Source organism: Psychrobacter sp. CAL346-MNA-CIBAN-0220, assembly GCF_040309805.1.
In the GTDB taxonomy this organism is placed as follows: Bacteria; Pseudomonadota; Gammaproteobacteria; order Pseudomonadales; family Moraxellaceae; genus Psychrobacter.
This window is the reverse complement of record NZ_JBEOPF010000003.1, coordinates 209,425-228,145: the sequence shown is the minus strand read 5'-3', so window position 1 is coordinate 228,145 and position 18,721 is coordinate 209,425. Positions and strand designations below refer to the sequence as shown.

The following is an 18,721-nucleotide window of genomic DNA, read 5'->3' as shown; positions in this document are numbered from 1 at the left end:
TGAGGAACTGGTCAGACGAGGACGCCACGTCTAGAAGAGGAAGCCATGTCAAAAAAATCAAGAAAACCTGACAATCAAATTTGCGCCAATAAAAAGGCTCGCCACGAGTACTTTATTGAAGAGACTTTTGAGGCAGGTTTATCGCTCCAAGGTTGGGAAGTTAAAGCCATCCGTGCTGGCAAAATGACGATTACCGAAGCCTACGTTACCTTCCGTAATGGTGAAGCGTTTTTATTTGGGTCGCATGTTCAAGCCTTACTCTCAAGCTCGACGCATGTCGACCCTGATAGTATTCGTACGCGCAAGCTACTGCTCAATCGCCGCGAAATCGAAAAACTATTTGGTGCGGTCAATCAAAAGGGCTACTCCTGCGTACCGTTGTCTTGTTACTGGAAGCGCTCAATGGTTAAATGCCAAATTGCGCTGGCGGTAGGTAAAAAGCAGCACGACAAACGCAAAACCTTAAAAGATCGCGATTGGGAACGTGACAAACAACGCGGCTTTAAGCAGCATTTAGACTAGGTATTTTAAGTTAAAAACAAGCCTGTTAAGCTATGGCAAAACGGACGCTTCAACCTATTGGCTGAAGCGTCCGTTTTTTATGTTGCTATTTTTTCTTAAGCAATTTGCGCATTTATTATAGCTCGCGTATTGCGACGAGCGCGGCGCAGTTGGCGAACACCATGAGCAATTAAGAAAATAATACCTACCCAAATTAGTCCATAACTATATATCATCGCTGACTCAAACGGATTACCCAGTACAGTTATTGCTAAAATAAACAACAGCGCTGGTTCTAAATAACTCATCATGCCGTAGACATTCACCGGTAGCATTTGACTGGCATCGATATTGGTTTTCATAGCCAGTACGCTAAGTATACCGAGGCCTGCCAGCATAATTATAAAAAATCCAGAGCCTGCCACCATCATCAAATTACTTGGCGCCACTAGGTATAGATAGCCAAGCGCAAAGGGCGCAAATAAAGTCAAATCCACCAGCATACCGGTAATCGCATCGATACCTTGCAGTCTGCGCAAAATATAATATAGCGGATAGGTACCACAGACCCACAAAGTTGCCCACGACACGCTTTGAGTACGAATAATTTCACTGCCCACACCGACTGCCGCAAATGCAACTGCTAACCATTGTAAGCGGCTGAGCTTTTCGCCAAACAACACACAACCGAACACCACCATCATTAGCGGAAATAAGAAATAGCCCATCGCTGTCTGTACACCTTGCCCATTAACTGGTGCCCACATAAATAGCCATAACTGGCTTAAAAATATCGGTGTTGGCAGCAGCAACCATGCCCACTGCTTAACTGAGCGCAAGGCACGCAGCTTATCAATATGCAGATTTAACCGACCACTGATGAGCAAATATCCTATCAATACTGCCCACATTGCGAGCATGCGCCAAATAAATACTTGCGTACCTGATAAAGGGGCAAGAAAACTACTGTAGGCATAGAGCACGCCAAACAACACGTTAGACACTATGGCAAATACTACGCCCAACATTAAGGTACGCTGTTGCACATTACCAGTCGTCCAGATAGCAGGTAATAGCCACCGTGATAAGGTGGACACTAGCGTATTGGATAAGAGTGAGATAGACATTCAGAACACCATAAGTTGGGGTAAAAGGTAAAAATCATATTTAGCAACTTTGCTACTTTTCGCGTTGCTATTTTTTATAGCTTACTGACGGCTTTTTGCTTATACGGCCTATTTTACAGGGGTATCGTGCAAAATTATCTCAATATCTATCTATTTTTGATTTTATTTATCTAAAATTAGGTTAAAAATTATTTTAATTATTAAATTTTGGACTATATTGATAATAATTATAAATATTTACTTAATCACCTGGCTTTTTTATTGATAAAACGATTTTTATTTTAAGTAACTATCTTAGAGAACCCATGCTTATGAGCCAGACTTTAGACGATACTGACAAAGCCATTTTAAATTTGCTGCAAGATGATGCCACGCTGCCGCTAAAAACCGTCGCGGAATATGTTCATGTGTCAATTGCCACTGCTCAGCGCCGTATTCAAGCGTTGATAGATAGCGGCGTGATTACCAAACAAGTCGCTATCGTCAATCCTAATAAGGTGGGCTACGGTCTGACCGCCATAGTGATGATAGAGATGGAGCGCTCTAATACCTCGATGCAGCATCGATTTGAGCGTTTAATGAACGCGCAACCTCAAGTAATGAGCTGCTATGAAGTGTCGGGCGATTTTGATTTTTTGTTGATGGTCAATGCCAAAAACATGATTGATTATCACCAATTTACCCGCAGTCTATTGACGCATGAGAATAATGTGCGCAATTTCAAAAGTCAGTTTGTGATGAACTTTACTAAGAGCGGCACCAAAATTATGCTGGATTAATTGCTATAGAAAAGTTAAATAATTTATTCTATTTTGACTTCATAGCAAGATGTAGAATATAGGGAATAGCAAAAATTACGGACACAAGGCCGTAGACGAATAGAATAGATACCAAAGTTCCAATATGAATACCGGTTGCGCTCATATCTGCTAAATATTCAAAGGTGAGTAAAGCGATACCTATTATAGGGATAAGCAGTGCAACTATAAGGTATTTGCTAGTAAAAGCTTTAGATTGAAAATAGCCTTTTTTAGAGAAGTATATAGTCGCAATGATATGTATTAAAAATGCTGGGACCACGACAAATGACGCATAATAAAAAGTAAACATGCCCGCCATATCTGAGGCATTCGCCAACCTTGGTAACAATAACAAAAGTGCAAACGCTACTTTTCGGTTTGGCATTTTCATTCCTAAAAAATATTTATTTAAAAAAACAAACTGTCCCATAATATTGGAGCACATAGTTGGCCAATAAACTAGAAATATGTCAGTTACTACCAATTTCTTGTCACAAGTATTATCACAAATACCTGTTACTAATGCCCTTATATAAGCAGATTACCTCACGCTATCAATAACTTATCGCTAACTGAATGTTATTCATGTTAAGATGAGCGGTTTTTAAATCGCCCAATTCCTAGCCAACAGGTCCGCTCATGTCTGCCGATACCATCGCTCGCACCGCCTTTAAACAAGGCACTAAGCCCCTTTACGATTACGACAAACATTGGGCAAGCTGCTATGAGCCTGCACCGTATCTACCAATGACCCGTAAGGAAATGGACGCGTTAGGTTGGGATGCATGCGATGTGATTATCATATCCGGCGATGCTTATGTGGATCATCCCAGCTTTGGTATGGCTATTATTGGACGTTTGCTAGAAGCACAAGGCTTTCGCGTGGGTATCATTGCCCAGCCAGATTGGAAAAGTAAAGACGCCTTTATGGAACTCGGCAAGCCGGTTTATGCCTATGGCGTGACTGCTGGTAATATGGACAGCATGATTAACCGTTACACCGCTGACCGTAAAATTCGTAGCGATGATGCTTATTCTCCCGGTAACGTGGCGGACAAACGTCCTGACCGCGCCGCTATTGTTTATAGCCAACGTTGCCGTGAAGCCTATCCCGATGTGCCTATTATTTTAGGCGGCATTGAAGGCAGTTTACGCCGTATCGCTCATTATGACTATTGGTCAGATAAGGTACGCCGCAGTGTTTTGCTCGATGCCCGTGCTGACGTATTACTATATGGTAATGCCGAACGCGCTATTGTCGATGTGGTACATGGTCTATCAAAAGGCTATAGTTTTGAGCAAATGAGCAAACTGCGTGGGGCCGCCTATTTGCTAACACCGAGCCGTCGCCATTGGCAAGCGGATATGACCGAAGTTGCCAGTAATGATGTCGATACGGTTGGTCGCGTTGACCCGATTATCAATCCTTATGTAATGACTGAAGACATTGATAGCTGTAAAGTTGAACAAAACAAACCTTCTGACTCACCCGTTGGGCAGTCAATGTCAGCGCAGTATCAAGGCTTTGTCTCAGAACCGGTGACTAATAAAGTCATCAACGCTGACCAAGTCGATGAAGATACTCAGGTGGTACAACTACGCGGCTTTGATAAGCCTCAAACTGACAAACCAAAAACTGCTCTTAAATATAAACTAAAAATGCCAGCGCGTGAAAAGACCGTCATTCGTCTGCCCGACTACGAGCACGTTAAATCTGACCCCGTGCTTTATGCGCACGCCAGTCGAATTTTGCATCTTGAAACCAACCCTGGTAACGCCCGTGCATTAGTACAGCGTCATAGTAGCGGCGCCGGTAACTCATTCACCTCGATTGATGTGTGGCTTAATCCACCACCAATTCCACTGTCAACGGAAGAGATGGATTACGTGTTTGACTTGCCTTATGCACGCCTGCCGCATCCGAGCTATGGCGATGCGCGTATTCCTGCTTATGACATGATTAAATTCTCAGTCAATATCATGCGCGGCTGCTTTGGCGGTTGTACCTTTTGCTCAATTACCGAGCACGAAGGGCGCATTATTCAAAACCGCTCTGAAGAGTCGATTTTACGCGAAGTTGAAGCCATCCGTGATACCGCGCCCAGCTTCACCGGCGTAATATCTGACCTTGGTGGCCCAACCGCAAACATGTATCGTTTGAGCTGTAAAGATGAGAAAATTGAAAAAAACTGTCGCAAACCCTCTTGTGTCTATCCTGACGTTTGTGAGAACTTAATTACTGATCATAGTAATTTGACCAAACTATATCGTAAAGCACGTGATATTAAAGGCGTCAAAAAGATCCTTATCGCCTCTGGTCTACGTTATGATTTGGCCGTTAAAGACCCTGAATACGTCAAAGAGCTGGTCAGCCATCACGTTGGTGGCTATCTCAAAATTGCTCCTGAGCATTCAGAAGAAGGCGTGCTGTCAAAAATGATGAAGCCGGGCATGGGCAGTTATGATCAATTTAAAGCCATGTTTGAACAGTTCAGCCAAGAAGCCGGTAAAGAACAGTACCTCATTCCTTACTTTATCGCCGCCCATCCGGGTACCAAAGACGAAGACATGATGAACCTTGCGCTTTGGATTAAAAGCCATGGCTACCGCGCGGATCAAGTGCAAGCGTTTTACCCCAGCCCCATGGCAACTGCCACTACTATGTATCATACTCATAAAGATCCGCTGCATAAAGTCAGCCGTACAGAGGGTGATATGGATATTGTCAAATCTGGCAAACAGCGCAAACTACACAAGGCTTTTTTACGCTATCACGATCCAAAAAACTGGGCACTACTGCGTGAAGCTCTCAAAAGCATGGGTCGTGGCGATCTTATTGGCAAAAATCGTGGCTGCTTAATTCCACCATTTAATGCCAGTTTAGAAGGGCGCGATGCCAATCAGGACAGCTATCAATCGGCGCGTAAAAAGAACAGTCGTCTGGGTAATGACTCGGTAAAACGCCACAACCATGTCGCTACCAAAAGTGGTGCTTCTGCTGCGAAAAGTCCAGTGGGCAAAAACTCTAAAAGAGTCAGTAAAGGTAATTTCCAAACCCAGCACACTGGACTGCCGCCGCGTAAAACCAAGTAAAGTAAACTTATCGATCAGCATAAATAAGCTGCTATAAATTAACCTAGATAAAAAGCGTACATCAGTCCTTAAGCTGGTGTACGCTTTTTATTAGCTATTCATTAGCTTGGCTGAATAATTACATTAGTCATTAGTTTAAGTAACGAAGCTAACATCTAAGGAACAATTTCTAACATTGTCGAGATTGGCTTTTCGTTACTATGAACGCCATACGCTTAATGCGTTATTAAAACTAAAAACACAATGATTTTTACATTTTTGGAGAAGACCATGAACACCATGATGAAACTAGCTACTGCCCTACCAGCTCTTGCTCTACTTAGCGCTTGTGCCACTACTGCCCCTACTATGCCTAAAACTGAAGCATCAGAAAGCGTAACTGACGCCGCTTATGATCGGATGGCTCCAGCACCTTATACCTGTACTGATGACAGCCAAATCATGGCAAAGCAATCAATAAATAAAAAACAAGTCATGTTAAATGCGACGCTACCTAAAATAAAATGGTCACAACAGCCAATTATCCTAAATGGTGCTGTACAAGGTGATACCGCAAGCTATGTGAACGAATCTAACCCAGAAGTTGTCTATGCATGGCACATGAAAGGCGATAAAGGCATCCTGGCTATGAAATGGGCCGATGGTAAAGAATACCAAGTAAACTGCCAATTATAAGTCGTTATTATTATTGAAAAAATGACTGTTGTAATAATGATTAAATGAGCAGTCAATTGTCATAAATAACCAATTGTCATAAATATGAGAAACAGTCATCGAACGATGGCTGTTTTTTTATGCGTATTGCTTATAGAAAATGGTTTACTATAGGGCTACGTTCATACCAGCAGCACAGTATCGTTTTTAAATTGGATCGACTATATATGAGATGACTCAGTTTTGTTGGTTTAAGTAGAGAAGCGCGCTAAAAACTGTCAAAATAGCCATTATATAAAATGTAGTTCATTCAACTTCTTCTCGAATATCGTTTAAACCTTATAAATAGCCGTGGCAAGAACAGTCTCAGTTGACAGTGATAACTATCAATCATGAAAAGTATAAAAGGAAAAATATCGATGGTGAAGCGTCTAGTAAGTATGATGATATTAACGGCATCGAGCCTAGGTATGCTAACTGGCTGCGATAATAGTGCAGATCCTATTGACACTACTGATACCAATTCTAAGGCAGCGGTGCCGATTGAGCAAAGTGAGTCTGTAACATCAGAGTCGTCCGCAAAAGCAACCGCAACGCCGAAGACTATCGACTGGTCAGCAGTGGCAAGCGGTGAGTCACCTGCACCACTTACTAATTACGACTATCCGTTTGCACTTGATAGCGAATCGGTACGCGCCTATTCTGACTACTTCAAGGTCGATAACGCCACCGCCCAGCACAATCTCACGGTCGGTATGGCCAGCAACGAAGCCCTATCCAATATATTAGATGAAGTTGGTGGTAGCTATGTCTCGCACGAGCTTACTGATGGCGAAGCAGTAGAGCTTATCATTCATACTACTCCCAATATTAATGCTAGCAGCTATGATTACGTGCTCGCTGATGACTTTGCTAAAGGGCTTGTTTTACCTATCGTCATTAAACCCGATGGTAAGAAAGGTAGTGTGGATCCGCATAAAGGGTCGTAGAAATAGAAAATTTAGTAGCGTGTAGCAGAACTCGAGATTTAAAAGAATCAACCTAAAATATACCCATAGAACGTAGGTTTTACTATTCTCAACCAATACTACGTTTGCTAATAATTATTCTTATAGATTCCATAAACAAGGGATTCGATGTTTAAATCATATTATTAGCACCATTCTTTGTTCAGTTCAGATGAAGCTTATGAAGGATTATTAAGTTATGGGATGTTTAGCGACAATTTACCCTCTTTTTTACAATCTATTGAATTTTTTGCTTGGTGTAAAACACAAAAAGAATCCACTTTCCAAAAAATAGACACTACTCCAGTTTATTATGAAAGCATCAGAAATATAAATATCCCAAGAATTATTACAATTCCAAATCCTGTAGCCTATAGAAACCTTTGCTTCAATTTGAAAAATAACTGGAATGATATTCTATTACACTTCCAAACCTATACAGATAATCAGGATTGGAAAATCAGTAGAATACATATTAGAAAAACTAAAGAGAATAAAAAGATCTTAGTCATGGGGAAATATGACACATTAAGAGTCATATTTCCCCAAGTGGATAAAGATCAACTGTTTGATATGGGTTTTTCTAACTATAAAGAAGATGATAACCCATTGTTGAAGTTCAAAATTGGAGCAAAATTTCAGGCTCATGCAGACGTTTCCAACTGCTTTGGAAGCATGTATACCCATTCTTTGACTTGGGCAATTGCCGGTAAAGTTAATGCAAAAGTAAACCGTAGAGGGTCTTGGTTTAACGATTTAGATTCACTTTTGATGAATACGAACAACGGTAAAACACACGGTATTTTGATAGGTGCACATGCATATAATTTAGTTTCTGAAATTATATTGGTTGTAGTCGACTACCATCTAGTCAAGAAGGGTTATAAATTTATAAGGCATATTGATGACTATGCTTGTTTAACAAAAAGCTATGGAACTGCAGAAAAATTTTTAGCTGACTTATCTAATGAATTGCGAAAATACGGTCTAATCCTCAATGGTAAAAAAGTTTCGATAGAAGATTTGCCTGCTACAAGAAACCCAAGCTGGGTCATTGATATTTCTAATCATCCAGTAAGCTTATTAGATTATTTAGATTACACAGTGATGGTTAATTATTTAGACTTTCTACTGAGTTTACTTAAGAAAAATGATGATGATGCAACTATATTAAATTATGGAATAAAAGTCATAACTGGAAAACGTGCTTCTAATAATGCTGTTGAGTATCTTATAGATACGGTTCATCATTTAGTAATTCTCTATCCTTATCTTGTAGGTTTACTTGAAAACCAGTTGTTTGAAAGATATAAAGTAACAACCTCTACAATCAAAAACATATCTGATAACCTCCTCATTTATGGAGCCAAACGAAATAGTTATGAGCTTGTAGCATATTCAATATATTTCTCATTAAAATATGATTTTGAATTCGATATAAACTCCCCACTGTTAGAAAAAGTTGGTAATCTTGATGATTGCTTAACATTGCTGCTTGCCTATTTGTATGATAAAAGGAAATATGGAGCTCGTAGCAGAGTAATTAAGCAGCATAAAGTAGTAGCTGAACATCTATATGATAATAATGAAGATGGTTACTGGTTATATTATTATGAGGTTTTACCATCTAATAAGTTAAAAGATTACTGGAATAAAATGAAAAAGGATAAAATTAGTTTCTTAAAATCAGCTTTTATCACCTAATAAAAACATGCTTCTTATAGCATAACTATAATTTGGTGGGTTACGCTATTGCTAACCCACTCTACCAATCAAATTTATGAATTTTCTAATAGCGCCAAAAACTCATCCTCACTAACCACCTTAACCCCCAATTTCTCCGCTTTCGCCATCTTTGAGCCAGCTTTCTCTCCTGCCAGTAGCGCAGTGGTTTTTGCTGAGATACTACCGGATACTTTTGCACCCAACGCTTGCAATTTAGCTTTGGCTTCATCGCGCGCCATGCTTGCCAGCGCGCCAGTGATAACCCAAGTCTGCCCGTCAAGTGGTAAATCGCTAGAGATAATCTGCTCGACCTTATCCCAATGTACACCCGCTTCGCGCAGCTCAGTGATGACTTCAATATTATGCGGGGCACGGAAGAACTTATAGGCAAGCTCAGCAGTGATAGTGCCCACGTCAGGAGTTAATAGCAGAGCCTCAATATCCGTTGCCATTAAGATATCAAGGTCGCCGAATTGCTGGGCAAGGTTTTGGGCGGTGGTTTCACCTACTCCGCGAATACCGAGCGCGTAGATAAATCGTGACAGCGTTGTATGTTTACTGGCTTCGATAGCGGCGATGATATTTTGTACTGATTTTTCGCCTAATTTTTCAAGGGTAATCATCTCTTCTTGGTGATTATGCAATTGATAAATATCAGCCACGGTTTTGACCAAACCATGATTAAAAAAGCCAATCAGCCAGCGTGCGCCCAGCCCATCAATATCCATGGCACGACGCGAGACAAAATGAATCAGCGCTTCTTGCTGCTGCGCCGGACAAAATAAACCACCGGTACAGCGTGCCAATGCTTCATTTTCGGGTAACACTACCGGAGAGTCGCATACTGGACAGGTAGACGGTAGCTTGACCGGCTCAGAATCTTCTGGGCGCTGTTCATGCCAAACCCGTGTGACTTTAGGAATAACATCACCGGCGCGGTGGACGCTAACCATGTCGCCTGCACGTACATCGAGACGTTGAATTTCGCCAAAGTTATGCAGGGTGACATTACTAACGGTGACGCCGCCGACTTTTACCGGCTCTAACTTACCAACAGGGGTAATTTGTCCGGTGCGACCCACTTGCCAATCGATTGATTGTAAGCGTGTCATAACGGTTTCGGCAGGGAATTTATAGGCAGTCGCCCAGCGCGGTTCACGGGATAAAAATCCCAGCTGCTGTTGCAGTGCCAAACTATTAACTTTAATCACTGTGCCATCAATCTCAAACGGCAGCTCAGCGCGTGCCTCAATCACAGACTCGTAATAGGCTTGGGCAGCACGTGGGTTCGGTACGACTTCTACTGCACTGACAGTAAAGCCAATGTCTTTAATCCATGCCAATGCTGCTGATTGAGTGTCGATGGTGTCCGGTAGACCTTGGTTAATCGAATAGCCATAGAACGCTAGCGGACGACTTGCCGCTATCGCCGGATTAAGTTGGCGCAAACTGCCAGCCGCCGCATTGCGCGGATTGGCAAAGGTTTTATCTTCATTTTCTTGTGCCAGTCGATTAAGACGCTCAAATCCTGCCTTAGGCATCACTACTTCACCGCGCACTTCTAACAGCTCAATATCAGCCGCGTCTGCTAGCCATAGAGGTAAATTGCGAATGGTTTTAGTATTTTGAGTGATGTCTTCGCCCGTTTGTCCGTCGCCACGCGTGATCGCTTGGATAAAGTGTCCATGCGCATATTTTAACGATACCGCTAGCCCATCTAGTTTAAGCTCCATTTCGTATTCAGGGTTTTGCTGGGCGACACTTAAACGGTCATTAACCCGCCGCATAAAATCGCGCAAATCATCATATTCGAACACATTACCGAGCGATAGCATCGGTGTATCGTGGGTGACTTGGGTAAAGGCAAATAGTGGCACGTCACCGACTTGATTGATCGGACTGTCAGGTTGCACCAAATCAGGATATGCTTCTTCCAGCTCAATCAAAGACAGCCGCAATTGATCGTATTCGCTATCTTCTAAAACCGGATTATCCAGTACATAATAGGCGTTATTATGAGTTTTTAGCGCATCGATAAGCGTGCGCATTTGCGCGATAATAGCATCGTTAGATGTCGCGTTGGTTGAGGCAGCATTAAGGTCTAATGTGGTGCTTTTTTGAGAGGTGAGGGGTTGAGAACTTACTGGTTGAGAGTTGGGCAGTAAAATAGGGGTAGTCATAGTCGGCATCTTTGCTATTTAATATGCCGATATCATAACAAGTTTGGCGGTAATTTTGCACGGATAGCAGACGCAAATAACGTAACATATAACCTAATACTAACGTCGTTATTTGCATCTTTTAGCTGTTTTAAACTTTTAAGTGACTTAACTTTTTAGGAGATTTAACCCTCGTGTTTTCTAACCTTCTCATTTTCTAACCTTCATAGTCACGGACTTGATTGCGCAGCTGCTGTTTATATTCAGGGGTAATTGGCTCGTTATTTTCGTCGAGCATTATGGCATTTAAGTCATCGGCCATCATATAGGCGATGCTCATCATACTATCGAAGCTACGTAGCGCTTGTGGATGCGGCAGTGATAAAAACACCACGACACCGTTATAAGTGTTGGTCGCCACACTATGCGGATCGAAAGGTGCAATACCATTATCAGTGATGCCCATCATACTAAACCAAAGCATACCGGTGCCGTCTTTTTGCTCATAGCGGTGAAACATATTCATCGCACCAAAGCGCAAACCGTATTTATCAATTAAGGCCAGTAGCTCACGGCCACGAATGATTGTCGTCGGACGATCACGGTACTGATGGGGTAATATGGTGATATTGATATTGTCTTTGGCATTAATTAATGGACCGTTCTGTACTTGATCAACTGGCGCAAGTAAATGCTGATCCAGTATCGGACTGTTATCATTAAAGCTAGGCTCTTCTACAGTATCGATCACTGGCATCAAACTATCAGTAGCAGACATTAAACTTGAAAAAGCATCAGGTTCTTGAGCGCTATTGGTGGGTGCATATTCATTATTCTCATCACCGTGCAATTCTTTTGATAGAGGCGCAAACTCAGCATTATCTGCATGCTGCTGCTCATTCTGCCAGCGCGCATAATCAACGTCATGCTCTTCATTGTTACCACCGGCAGTATTACCGCGACCTTGCGTCAACTGCGCATCGATATTGGTGTGTGTCTGAGTCAAGGGTTCTTCTTCGACTACCGCATTCAGATAATCACGATTGGGGCTAATAGTAGTTTCGCCGGCGACCGTATCATCAAAGTCTGGCTGATCGACAATGTTACGCTCATGACGCGGGATAATCGGAATACCATTTTTGTCATAATTGACCGCCACTTCACCAGCGTTTTGGCGACGCTTAAGGCTACGAATGACCATAAACAGCCCTGCAAGCACGATAAATGCAGCAATAGCAATTAATATAAACTGAATAGCGGTCATGAGAAATACATCCTAATATATATGACAAATGGGAATACATCGGAGGGAATAAATGGCAATAGTCTAGCATGGCTAACTAATGCCGTCACCACATTGTGATGGTTTATAGTCAGCTCACTGTATTTGCGGTATGCTTTTAACCTTATCTGCCAGACCTATTTTTATAAGCCAGCGGTAATCAATACTCGGTTTTCTTACATCACCTTTATATTATACTAATAAGAAGATGTATACATTAATTGGTAACCGTTCATACCTTTTATTAAAGCAAATCATTAAAGTAAAAACTTAGCTCAGATAATCGCTTACCACTTAACTTTACCTTAACTGTCAATAATTAGTTATCAATATAGTGCGCCGCCTCATCTAGCGAGACACTAACCAAAGTTGAAATGCCAGCGCTTGGCATAGTGATGCCTTTGAGCTCATCAGCAATCTGCATGGCCAATTTATTATGACTGATAAATATAAACTGTAAGTCGGCAGCCAGCTCATGAATAAGGCTGGTAAAGCGAGCGACGTTGGCATCATCAAGCGGCGCATCGACTTCATCAAGCACACAAAATGGCGCCGGATGCTGCTTAAAGATAGCAAAAATTAAGCTGAGTGCCGTCAATGTTTTCTCACCCCCTGAAAGCACTGCAAGGCGACTGTTACGCTTGCCTTTAGGTTGCGCCATTAAGGTTAGCCCGGCGCGCCATTGTTCTGATTTTGGTGTATTAGCAGGCATATCCTCTAAATTTAAGGTTAAGCTAGCATGACCACCGCCGAAAACCTTAGCAAACAGCTTAGCCATCTCGATATTGACGGCATTCAGTGTTTGCATAAATAAGGTCTTGGTGGTCTCGTCGATGGATGCAATCGCCGCCGCCAAAGTATCCATGCTAGCAGCAATATCTTCAGTTTGCTGGGCAAGTGGTGCTAAGCGCTCATTGATGTCGGCAAGCTCGACAACGGCAGCAAGATTAACCACGCCAATCTTGCTGAGCTGCTGCTCAAATTTGGTCTGCTCAATTTGTAATTCACTGATTTTATCTGTACGTACACGGCGTTCATGAGTGATAAAGTCGGTTAACAAGCTGGAAACACTAATAGTCTGCTGCGCTGCTTGGCCATTCGTTTTATCGTTACTGCTGATTTTGTAGTACTCAGCTAAAGCGTCATGCGTGTGACTACTGGCGTCTGTTAACCGCTGCTCACTAAGCGCAAGCTCGGTTGCATGACTTGCTAATTCGCGTTGTTGGGTTTGTAAATTGGTTTGCAGCGTATCCAACTCGATCTGCTGTTGGCTATAGTCTTGCTTAAGTGCAATTAATAGGATATCGCGCTCAGTTAACAAAGCTTGCTGCTGATCACAGGCAGTTTGTGCTTTTTGCAATGCCGCCTGTACATCTGGCAACTGCTGCTGATAACGCTCAAGACTCGTCAGTAGCTTTTGCTCGCTTTGCATTGATTTATCATGTTGCTCGGTTGCCCGCGCTAAGTTACTGACGCTATGCTCAAGTCGAATGTCACCTTGTTGAATATTGAGCTGTAAGGTTTGCCATGCTTTATCATTCGATTCACGAGTGCGGCTTAGCTCGTTGCGTGCGGTTTGTAGTTGCTGACAGCTGGCTTTTGCTTCAGCTAGCCTAGGCGCCTGTGCGTTCATATCTGTCTGTATCTGCTGCTGCTCGCCATCTAATACTTTTTGTTCTTGTGCAAGCTCCTGCTGCTCTTCTGTGAGCATGATTTTATCAGACTCTAAACGCTTTAACTCAGCCTGTAGACGCTCATGGACAGCTTGCTGCGTGCTTAACTGCTGCTGCTTTTGGTATTTATCCTGCGTTAAGTGTTCAGCTTGAGCGCGAGTTTCTTCAAGGCTAACCGTCAATGCAGCATAATCACGTTGGCTATGATTAATGTCTTTCTGCTGGGTTTGAATTTGGGTTTCAAAATCATCAAGCAGAGCTTCTAACGCTTGATGACGTGTGCGCTGCTGAAGACGTTGCGTTAAAAACTGATTGTCTATTTGCCCGTCGTGCACGCCTGCAAGTTGCGTTAAATTTATCGTGCCTACGCTACTTATTATCCAACCATCAGTGGTTAACAATATCGCTGATGGCGGTAATTTTTTGAGAATAACAGTAAGTTCTTCTGTTTGCTCAAGGTTGGTCTTGTTAGCGTTTTGATCAATATATAAATAACACTGCTGCCATAACGCTAAATCTGGCTGCGTAATCAGCTGCGATAATGGTATGACTTTATTAACGATCTCATTTGATAAAGTATCAATGAAATCATTTTTCTGGTTATTATTTTGGATAGCGGGTAGCCATAAGCTATGGCTTACCTTATCTTTTTCGCCATCCTGCTGCTGGTAAGCCAGCAACGCCGGCAAATAAGCTTTAAGCGGTTGCCATAAGTTATTTGTTGTTTGAGCGTTATCATTATTGCTATGTTTGCTCGGTATAAATACATGACTGTCCAACCATAGCGCTAATAGTCGATCTAATAGTTGCGCATATTGTTGCCCTTGCGCACTAAGCTCAATCTGCTCACGTAAGGTACTAATAGGTAACTCAGGCAGCGGCTGACGGTCAATTGCTAATTTATCTATATCACTTTGGGCAGCAAATTTATGATTTAAGCTATTGTCTATATTTTTAGTGGGCTTCAAATGTAAAATCTGATGCAAAGTATCGTATTCACCTACCAATAGTGCCTGCCGTTTTTCATATTCAGCAAGACTGCGCTGCTGCTCACTCAAACGCTGCTGTAACGTCATTGCTTGCGGTTGTAGCTCGAACAGACGCTCTTCTACGCTATCTTGTTGACGTGCGATTTGCTGTAACTGGCGGTTTAGCTCATTGATTTGTTCGTGCGTGGGCGGACTTACTGAGTCCTTATCATCACTAGCAGCTATGGTAATTTTAGAAGTAAGAATAGGTTGTTGACTCTGCGCCCATAACGCTTGCCAACTGTGCTGGCGGCGTGCCCATTTATCTTGACTGAGCTGATGACGCTTTTGTGCTTGGATATTCAATGCTTGCTGCTGCTCAAGCGCACGTACACTCTCTTGCAGACCTGATAGTTGATTTTGGGCATCATGCCACGCACGTTGTAATGGCTGCTCTTCGCCCTGATGAGCTTCACGTTTGGCTTTTAGCTCAGCAAGCTGTGGTCGCAATATTACCAATTCACCCTGTTGTTCCAATTGTTGCGCTTTTAGCTTTTCAATCTCAGCCGTTGCCTGCTCACGCTGCTGCCTCAAACTGACAAACTGCTGCTCGATTTGATTGCTTTGTGCTTTGATATCGTTGAGCTGATGCTCAGCTTGCTGGTAAGTTAGCTGCTGTTGATAATGCGTGCTTTGAGCATCGTCTTTGAGCCACTGCTGTTGGTTAATATTTGTGGTCAGCTTATCTTGTTTAACCTTAAGGTGTTCGTAATTATCTTGCAGTGCTGCCACTGCTGTAGCGTTACGCTCATGCGTTAGCTTGTGCTGCTGCTGAGTGTATTTGGCCTGATATAATTGCTGGATAGCCAGTTGCTGTTTGATATCAGCAAGACTGGTAGTCACCTGCTTATAACGCTGAGCACTGGCCGCTTGTTTGGAGAGGGTTTTTTGTTGGCGTTCCATCTCACTCTGCATATCGTATAGACGCGCCAGATTATCCTGGGTTTTTTGCAATCTTTTTTGCGTTTCTGCGCGACGTGCTTGATAGCGTGAGACTCCTGCTGCCTCTTCGATAAACTCACGTAGCTGCAATGGACTTGATTCAATAATACGCCCAATCATGCCCTGCTCGATGACCGCATAACTGCGTGCGCCCAGCCCTGTACCCAAAAATACATCGATTACATCACGCCGGCGGCAACGCGTGCCATTAATAAAGTAGTCTGAACGCCCCTCTAAATTCACCTGCCGACGGACAGACAGCTCTTGGTACAAATTGAACTCATGGCGAATGCCGGTTTGCTCATCTTGGGTATGCTCAAAGGTCAACTCCACACTGGCGACACTTTTGGCCGCTTTATCTTGTGTACCCGCGAAAATGACATCACTCATCGCCCCACCGCGCAGCTGCTTGGCAGAAGTTTCACCCAATACCCAACGAATGGCATCAATCACATTTGATTTGCCACAGCCATTGGGCCCGACAATGGCTGTGATACCGCGGGGAAAGGTAAAAGTAGTTGAGTTAGCAAAAGACTTAAAGCCTGCCAATTTTAGAGATTTTAAACGCATGAATAATCAGTAATATCAGCAAAAACAGGCGGCTATTCTACCTGAAACTGGGGTGGATTTTTGGGGTTTATGAAGATTAGAACTATTAGTTGTTATTCATAAAGACGCTTACAACACCCCAATACCACTCAATAGCAACTGCCCGCCAGCGAACAATAGCAACACCCCAAAAGCGCGTTTAAGCATTAAAGCGGGCAGTTTGTACGCAAGCTTTGCACCGACTTTTGCCATAATAAAGCTAATTACTGAAATACATAAAAATCCAGAAATATGCACAAAGCCTATCGTGCCTTCCGGTAAATTTTCAACATTTTGACCAAACCAAGCAAACCCCAACGCCCCAGCAACTGCAATTGGCAAACCGCAAGCAGCAGCCGTACCCACTGACTGCTTCATCGTCAGCCCGGCCCAGTTCAAAAATGGCACCGTCAAACTACCGCCGCCAATACCAAAAATAGACGAGGCCAAACCGATACCCGTACCTGCACCAAATTGTACGCCAGTAGAGGGTAGCGGTTTGCCCAGTTGTTCTTTATTAGAGAAGAACAGCATTTTTATGGCGACTAATAATGCACCGCCGCCAATAATGGCTTTCAATGCTTGGCCATCAATCGATTCTGCAACACCCGCCCCTATTAAACTACCGATAACCAAACCCAGTCCCATTTTACGCCAGATATCCCAGCGCACGCCGCCACGCTTATTATGCGCAGTCATTGAACTGATTGAGGTCACAACAATGGTCGCCAAAGAAGTACCAATCGCTAAATGGGTAACCACTTCAGGCGGGAAATGATAGGCGGTAAAAATCCATACCAATGCCGGTACGATAATCATCCCGCCGCCGACACCAAACAAGCCAGCGCAGACACCCGCGAATGCGCCTGCAATCACAAACCATACATATAACATCATTCATTTTACCTTTTGATATATTTAGTTTTTATTGTGTTCAATTTTTATGATGCTTAGCTTTTACTATGCCCGCCTTTTGTTATGCTCAACTTTTTGGCATACTTAATTTTAGTAGACTTAACTGTTATTAAGCTTATTTTTATATAATAATGGCTGGCAGCCTTACTGTTTAATGTTTAAGACCAACTTTTTGTCTTTTATTCTTAACAATCGCCTCAGTATATCAAATATTGTCTTAACCACATTGACTAAACTTATGCCACCACTTACAAGCCTATCACCCTACTTATCTGGGCTAACACATCGTCATGTTGTCAGCAGCGCCTCTACCAATAGTGAGCTGATCGAAGCTATACAAGCTCAAATGCTGGATACAGATACGGCACATCTATTGACCGCTGAAACCCAAACTGCGGGGCGGGGACAACGTGGGCGCTCGTGGCAGTCACCGCCTGGTAATGTCTATCTCTCTTTATATCATCCGATCAAAGTGCCTGTCAGCGGTCTATTGTCATTAGTTATTGGTGTAGAGCTGGCAAAGATGCCCATTATCCAGACACTTAATGAACAACTATTAAGGCAAAGTCTGACACCTATCGGGGTAAAATGGGCCAATGATTTAGGCTTTTATAGAGGTCATCAGCCGTCTAAAGGCCCTAAAAAATCTCATGAGCTTGATAAACAAGTCATTTATTTTAATAAACTTGCAGGTATTTTAATTGAACCAGTATGGCAGTTGGGGAAACTGGTCGGGGTAGTTATGGGTGTTGGCCTTAACGTACAAGCCACACCAGCGCTCACAATGCAGACGAGTGAGGGCATGAGCTATCAGGCAATTAGTTTGCAGGATATCGAGGAGATGATCAACCCTATAGATGCGTCTACTTCTGCTAAACTGCCTACGCAAGAAACCAGCAGCGCGACCTTGCCCAGTCTACAAGAATTATATCAGCAGATCAGTCAAGCGTTAATGGCAGCGGTAGCATGCTTTGAACAACTGGCTAACGATAAAATAAAGGCGCAAACCCATTATACTGACGTTTTTATGCAGAAATTTATGGCGCTAGATGCGCTCACAGGTCTGCGCTTACGAGTAACTCAAAATCATAATGGCAGTCCGCATATTATCACCGGTTATGCTTGCGGTATTGATACACACGGATGTTTGCAATTACGCCAAGATAACGGTAAGATTTCCGCGCTTTTTACCGGTCGTATTGATGTGATTGGTATCGATTAATGCAC

General features: G+C 42.8%; 13 protein-coding genes. 7 read left to right on the top strand and 6 right to left on the bottom strand.

Going from position 1 to position 18,721, the window contains the following annotated elements; genetic code table 11:
* The first annotated feature begins 45 nt into the window (after window positions 1-45).
* Window positions 46-522 (top strand): SsrA-binding protein SmpB, encoded by a 477-nt coding sequence (smpB, locus tag AAEY88_RS08585; RefSeq protein ID WP_350561423.1) that lies wholly within the window; start codon window positions 46-48, stop codon window positions 520-522.
* A gap of 95 nt (window positions 523-617) precedes the next feature.
* Here smpB and rarD read toward each other — a convergent pair whose 3' ends face one another.
* Window positions 618-1,628, bottom strand: a complete 1,011-nt coding sequence (gene rarD, locus AAEY88_RS08580) for an EamA family transporter RarD (RefSeq protein WP_350561421.1) — start codon at window positions 1,626-1,628, stop codon at window positions 618-620.
* Window positions 1,629-1,939: 311 nt separating this feature from the next.
* Here rarD and AAEY88_RS08575 point away from each other — a divergent pair, with 311 nt between their 5' ends.
* A complete protein-coding gene (locus AAEY88_RS08575; protein WP_350561419.1) occupies window positions 1,940-2,407 on the top strand; it encodes an Lrp/AsnC family transcriptional regulator in 468 nt (155 codons plus the stop codon).
* 28 nt (window positions 2,408-2,435) lie between these two features.
* Here the strand turns inward: AAEY88_RS08575 and AAEY88_RS08570 are convergent, their stop codons facing one another.
* Window positions 2,436-2,858, bottom strand: coding sequence for a hypothetical protein (locus AAEY88_RS08570; protein ID WP_350561417.1), 423 nt, complete (start codon window positions 2,856-2,858; stop codon window positions 2,436-2,438).
* A gap of 209 nt (window positions 2,859-3,067) precedes the next feature.
* Here AAEY88_RS08570 and AAEY88_RS08565 point away from each other — a divergent pair, with 209 nt between their 5' ends.
* From AAEY88_RS08565 to AAEY88_RS08550, 4 genes are all read left to right on the top strand, one after another.
* Window positions 3,068-5,521, top strand: a complete 2,454-nt coding sequence (locus AAEY88_RS08565) for a YgiQ family radical SAM protein (protein ID WP_350561415.1) — start codon at window positions 3,068-3,070, stop codon at window positions 5,519-5,521.
* Between the two features lie 270 nt (window positions 5,522-5,791).
* A complete protein-coding gene (locus AAEY88_RS08560; protein WP_350561413.1) occupies window positions 5,792-6,196 on the top strand; it encodes a hypothetical protein in 405 nt (134 codons plus the stop codon).
* A 398-nt stretch (window positions 6,197-6,594) separates the two neighbouring features.
* Window positions 6,595-7,164, top strand: a complete 570-nt coding sequence (locus AAEY88_RS08555; RefSeq protein ID WP_350561411.1) for a hypothetical protein — start codon at window positions 6,595-6,597, stop codon at window positions 7,162-7,164.
* A 177-nt stretch (window positions 7,165-7,341) separates the two neighbouring features.
* Complete coding sequence (locus tag AAEY88_RS08550; RefSeq protein WP_350561409.1) at window positions 7,342-8,886, top strand: RNA-directed DNA polymerase; 1,545 nt, start codon at window positions 7,342-7,344, stop codon at window positions 8,884-8,886.
* 74 nt (window positions 8,887-8,960) lie between these two features.
* Here the strand turns inward: AAEY88_RS08550 and ligA are convergent, their stop codons facing one another.
* The 4 genes from ligA to AAEY88_RS08530 form a co-directional block, all read right to left on the bottom strand.
* Window positions 8,961-10,955 carry an NAD-dependent DNA ligase LigA gene (gene ligA / locus AAEY88_RS08545; protein ID WP_407074442.1) on the bottom strand — a complete coding sequence of 665 codons (1,995 nt, stop codon included), beginning with the start codon at window positions 10,953-10,955 and terminating at the stop codon, window positions 8,961-8,963.
* Window positions 10,956-11,283: 328 nt separating this feature from the next.
* Window positions 11,284-12,330, bottom strand: coding sequence for a cell division protein ZipA C-terminal FtsZ-binding domain-containing protein (locus AAEY88_RS08540; protein ID WP_350561405.1), 1,047 nt, complete (start codon window positions 12,328-12,330; stop codon window positions 11,284-11,286).
* A 337-nt stretch (window positions 12,331-12,667) separates the two neighbouring features.
* Window positions 12,668-16,561 carry an AAA family ATPase gene (locus AAEY88_RS08535; protein ID WP_350561403.1) on the bottom strand — a complete coding sequence of 1,298 codons (3,894 nt, stop codon included), beginning with the start codon at window positions 16,559-16,561 and terminating at the stop codon, window positions 12,668-12,670.
* A gap of 108 nt (window positions 16,562-16,669) precedes the next feature.
* Entirely contained in the window at window positions 16,670-17,473 is an 804-nt protein-coding gene (locus AAEY88_RS08530) for a sulfite exporter TauE/SafE family protein (RefSeq protein WP_350561586.1), read from the bottom strand.
* 259 nt (window positions 17,474-17,732) lie between these two features.
* Between AAEY88_RS08530 and AAEY88_RS08525 the strand changes: the two genes are divergently transcribed.
* Complete coding sequence (locus AAEY88_RS08525) at window positions 17,733-18,716, top strand: biotin--[acetyl-CoA-carboxylase] ligase (protein ID WP_350561401.1); 984 nt, start codon at window positions 17,733-17,735, stop codon at window positions 18,714-18,716.
* Window positions 18,717-18,721 lie beyond the last annotated feature (5 nt).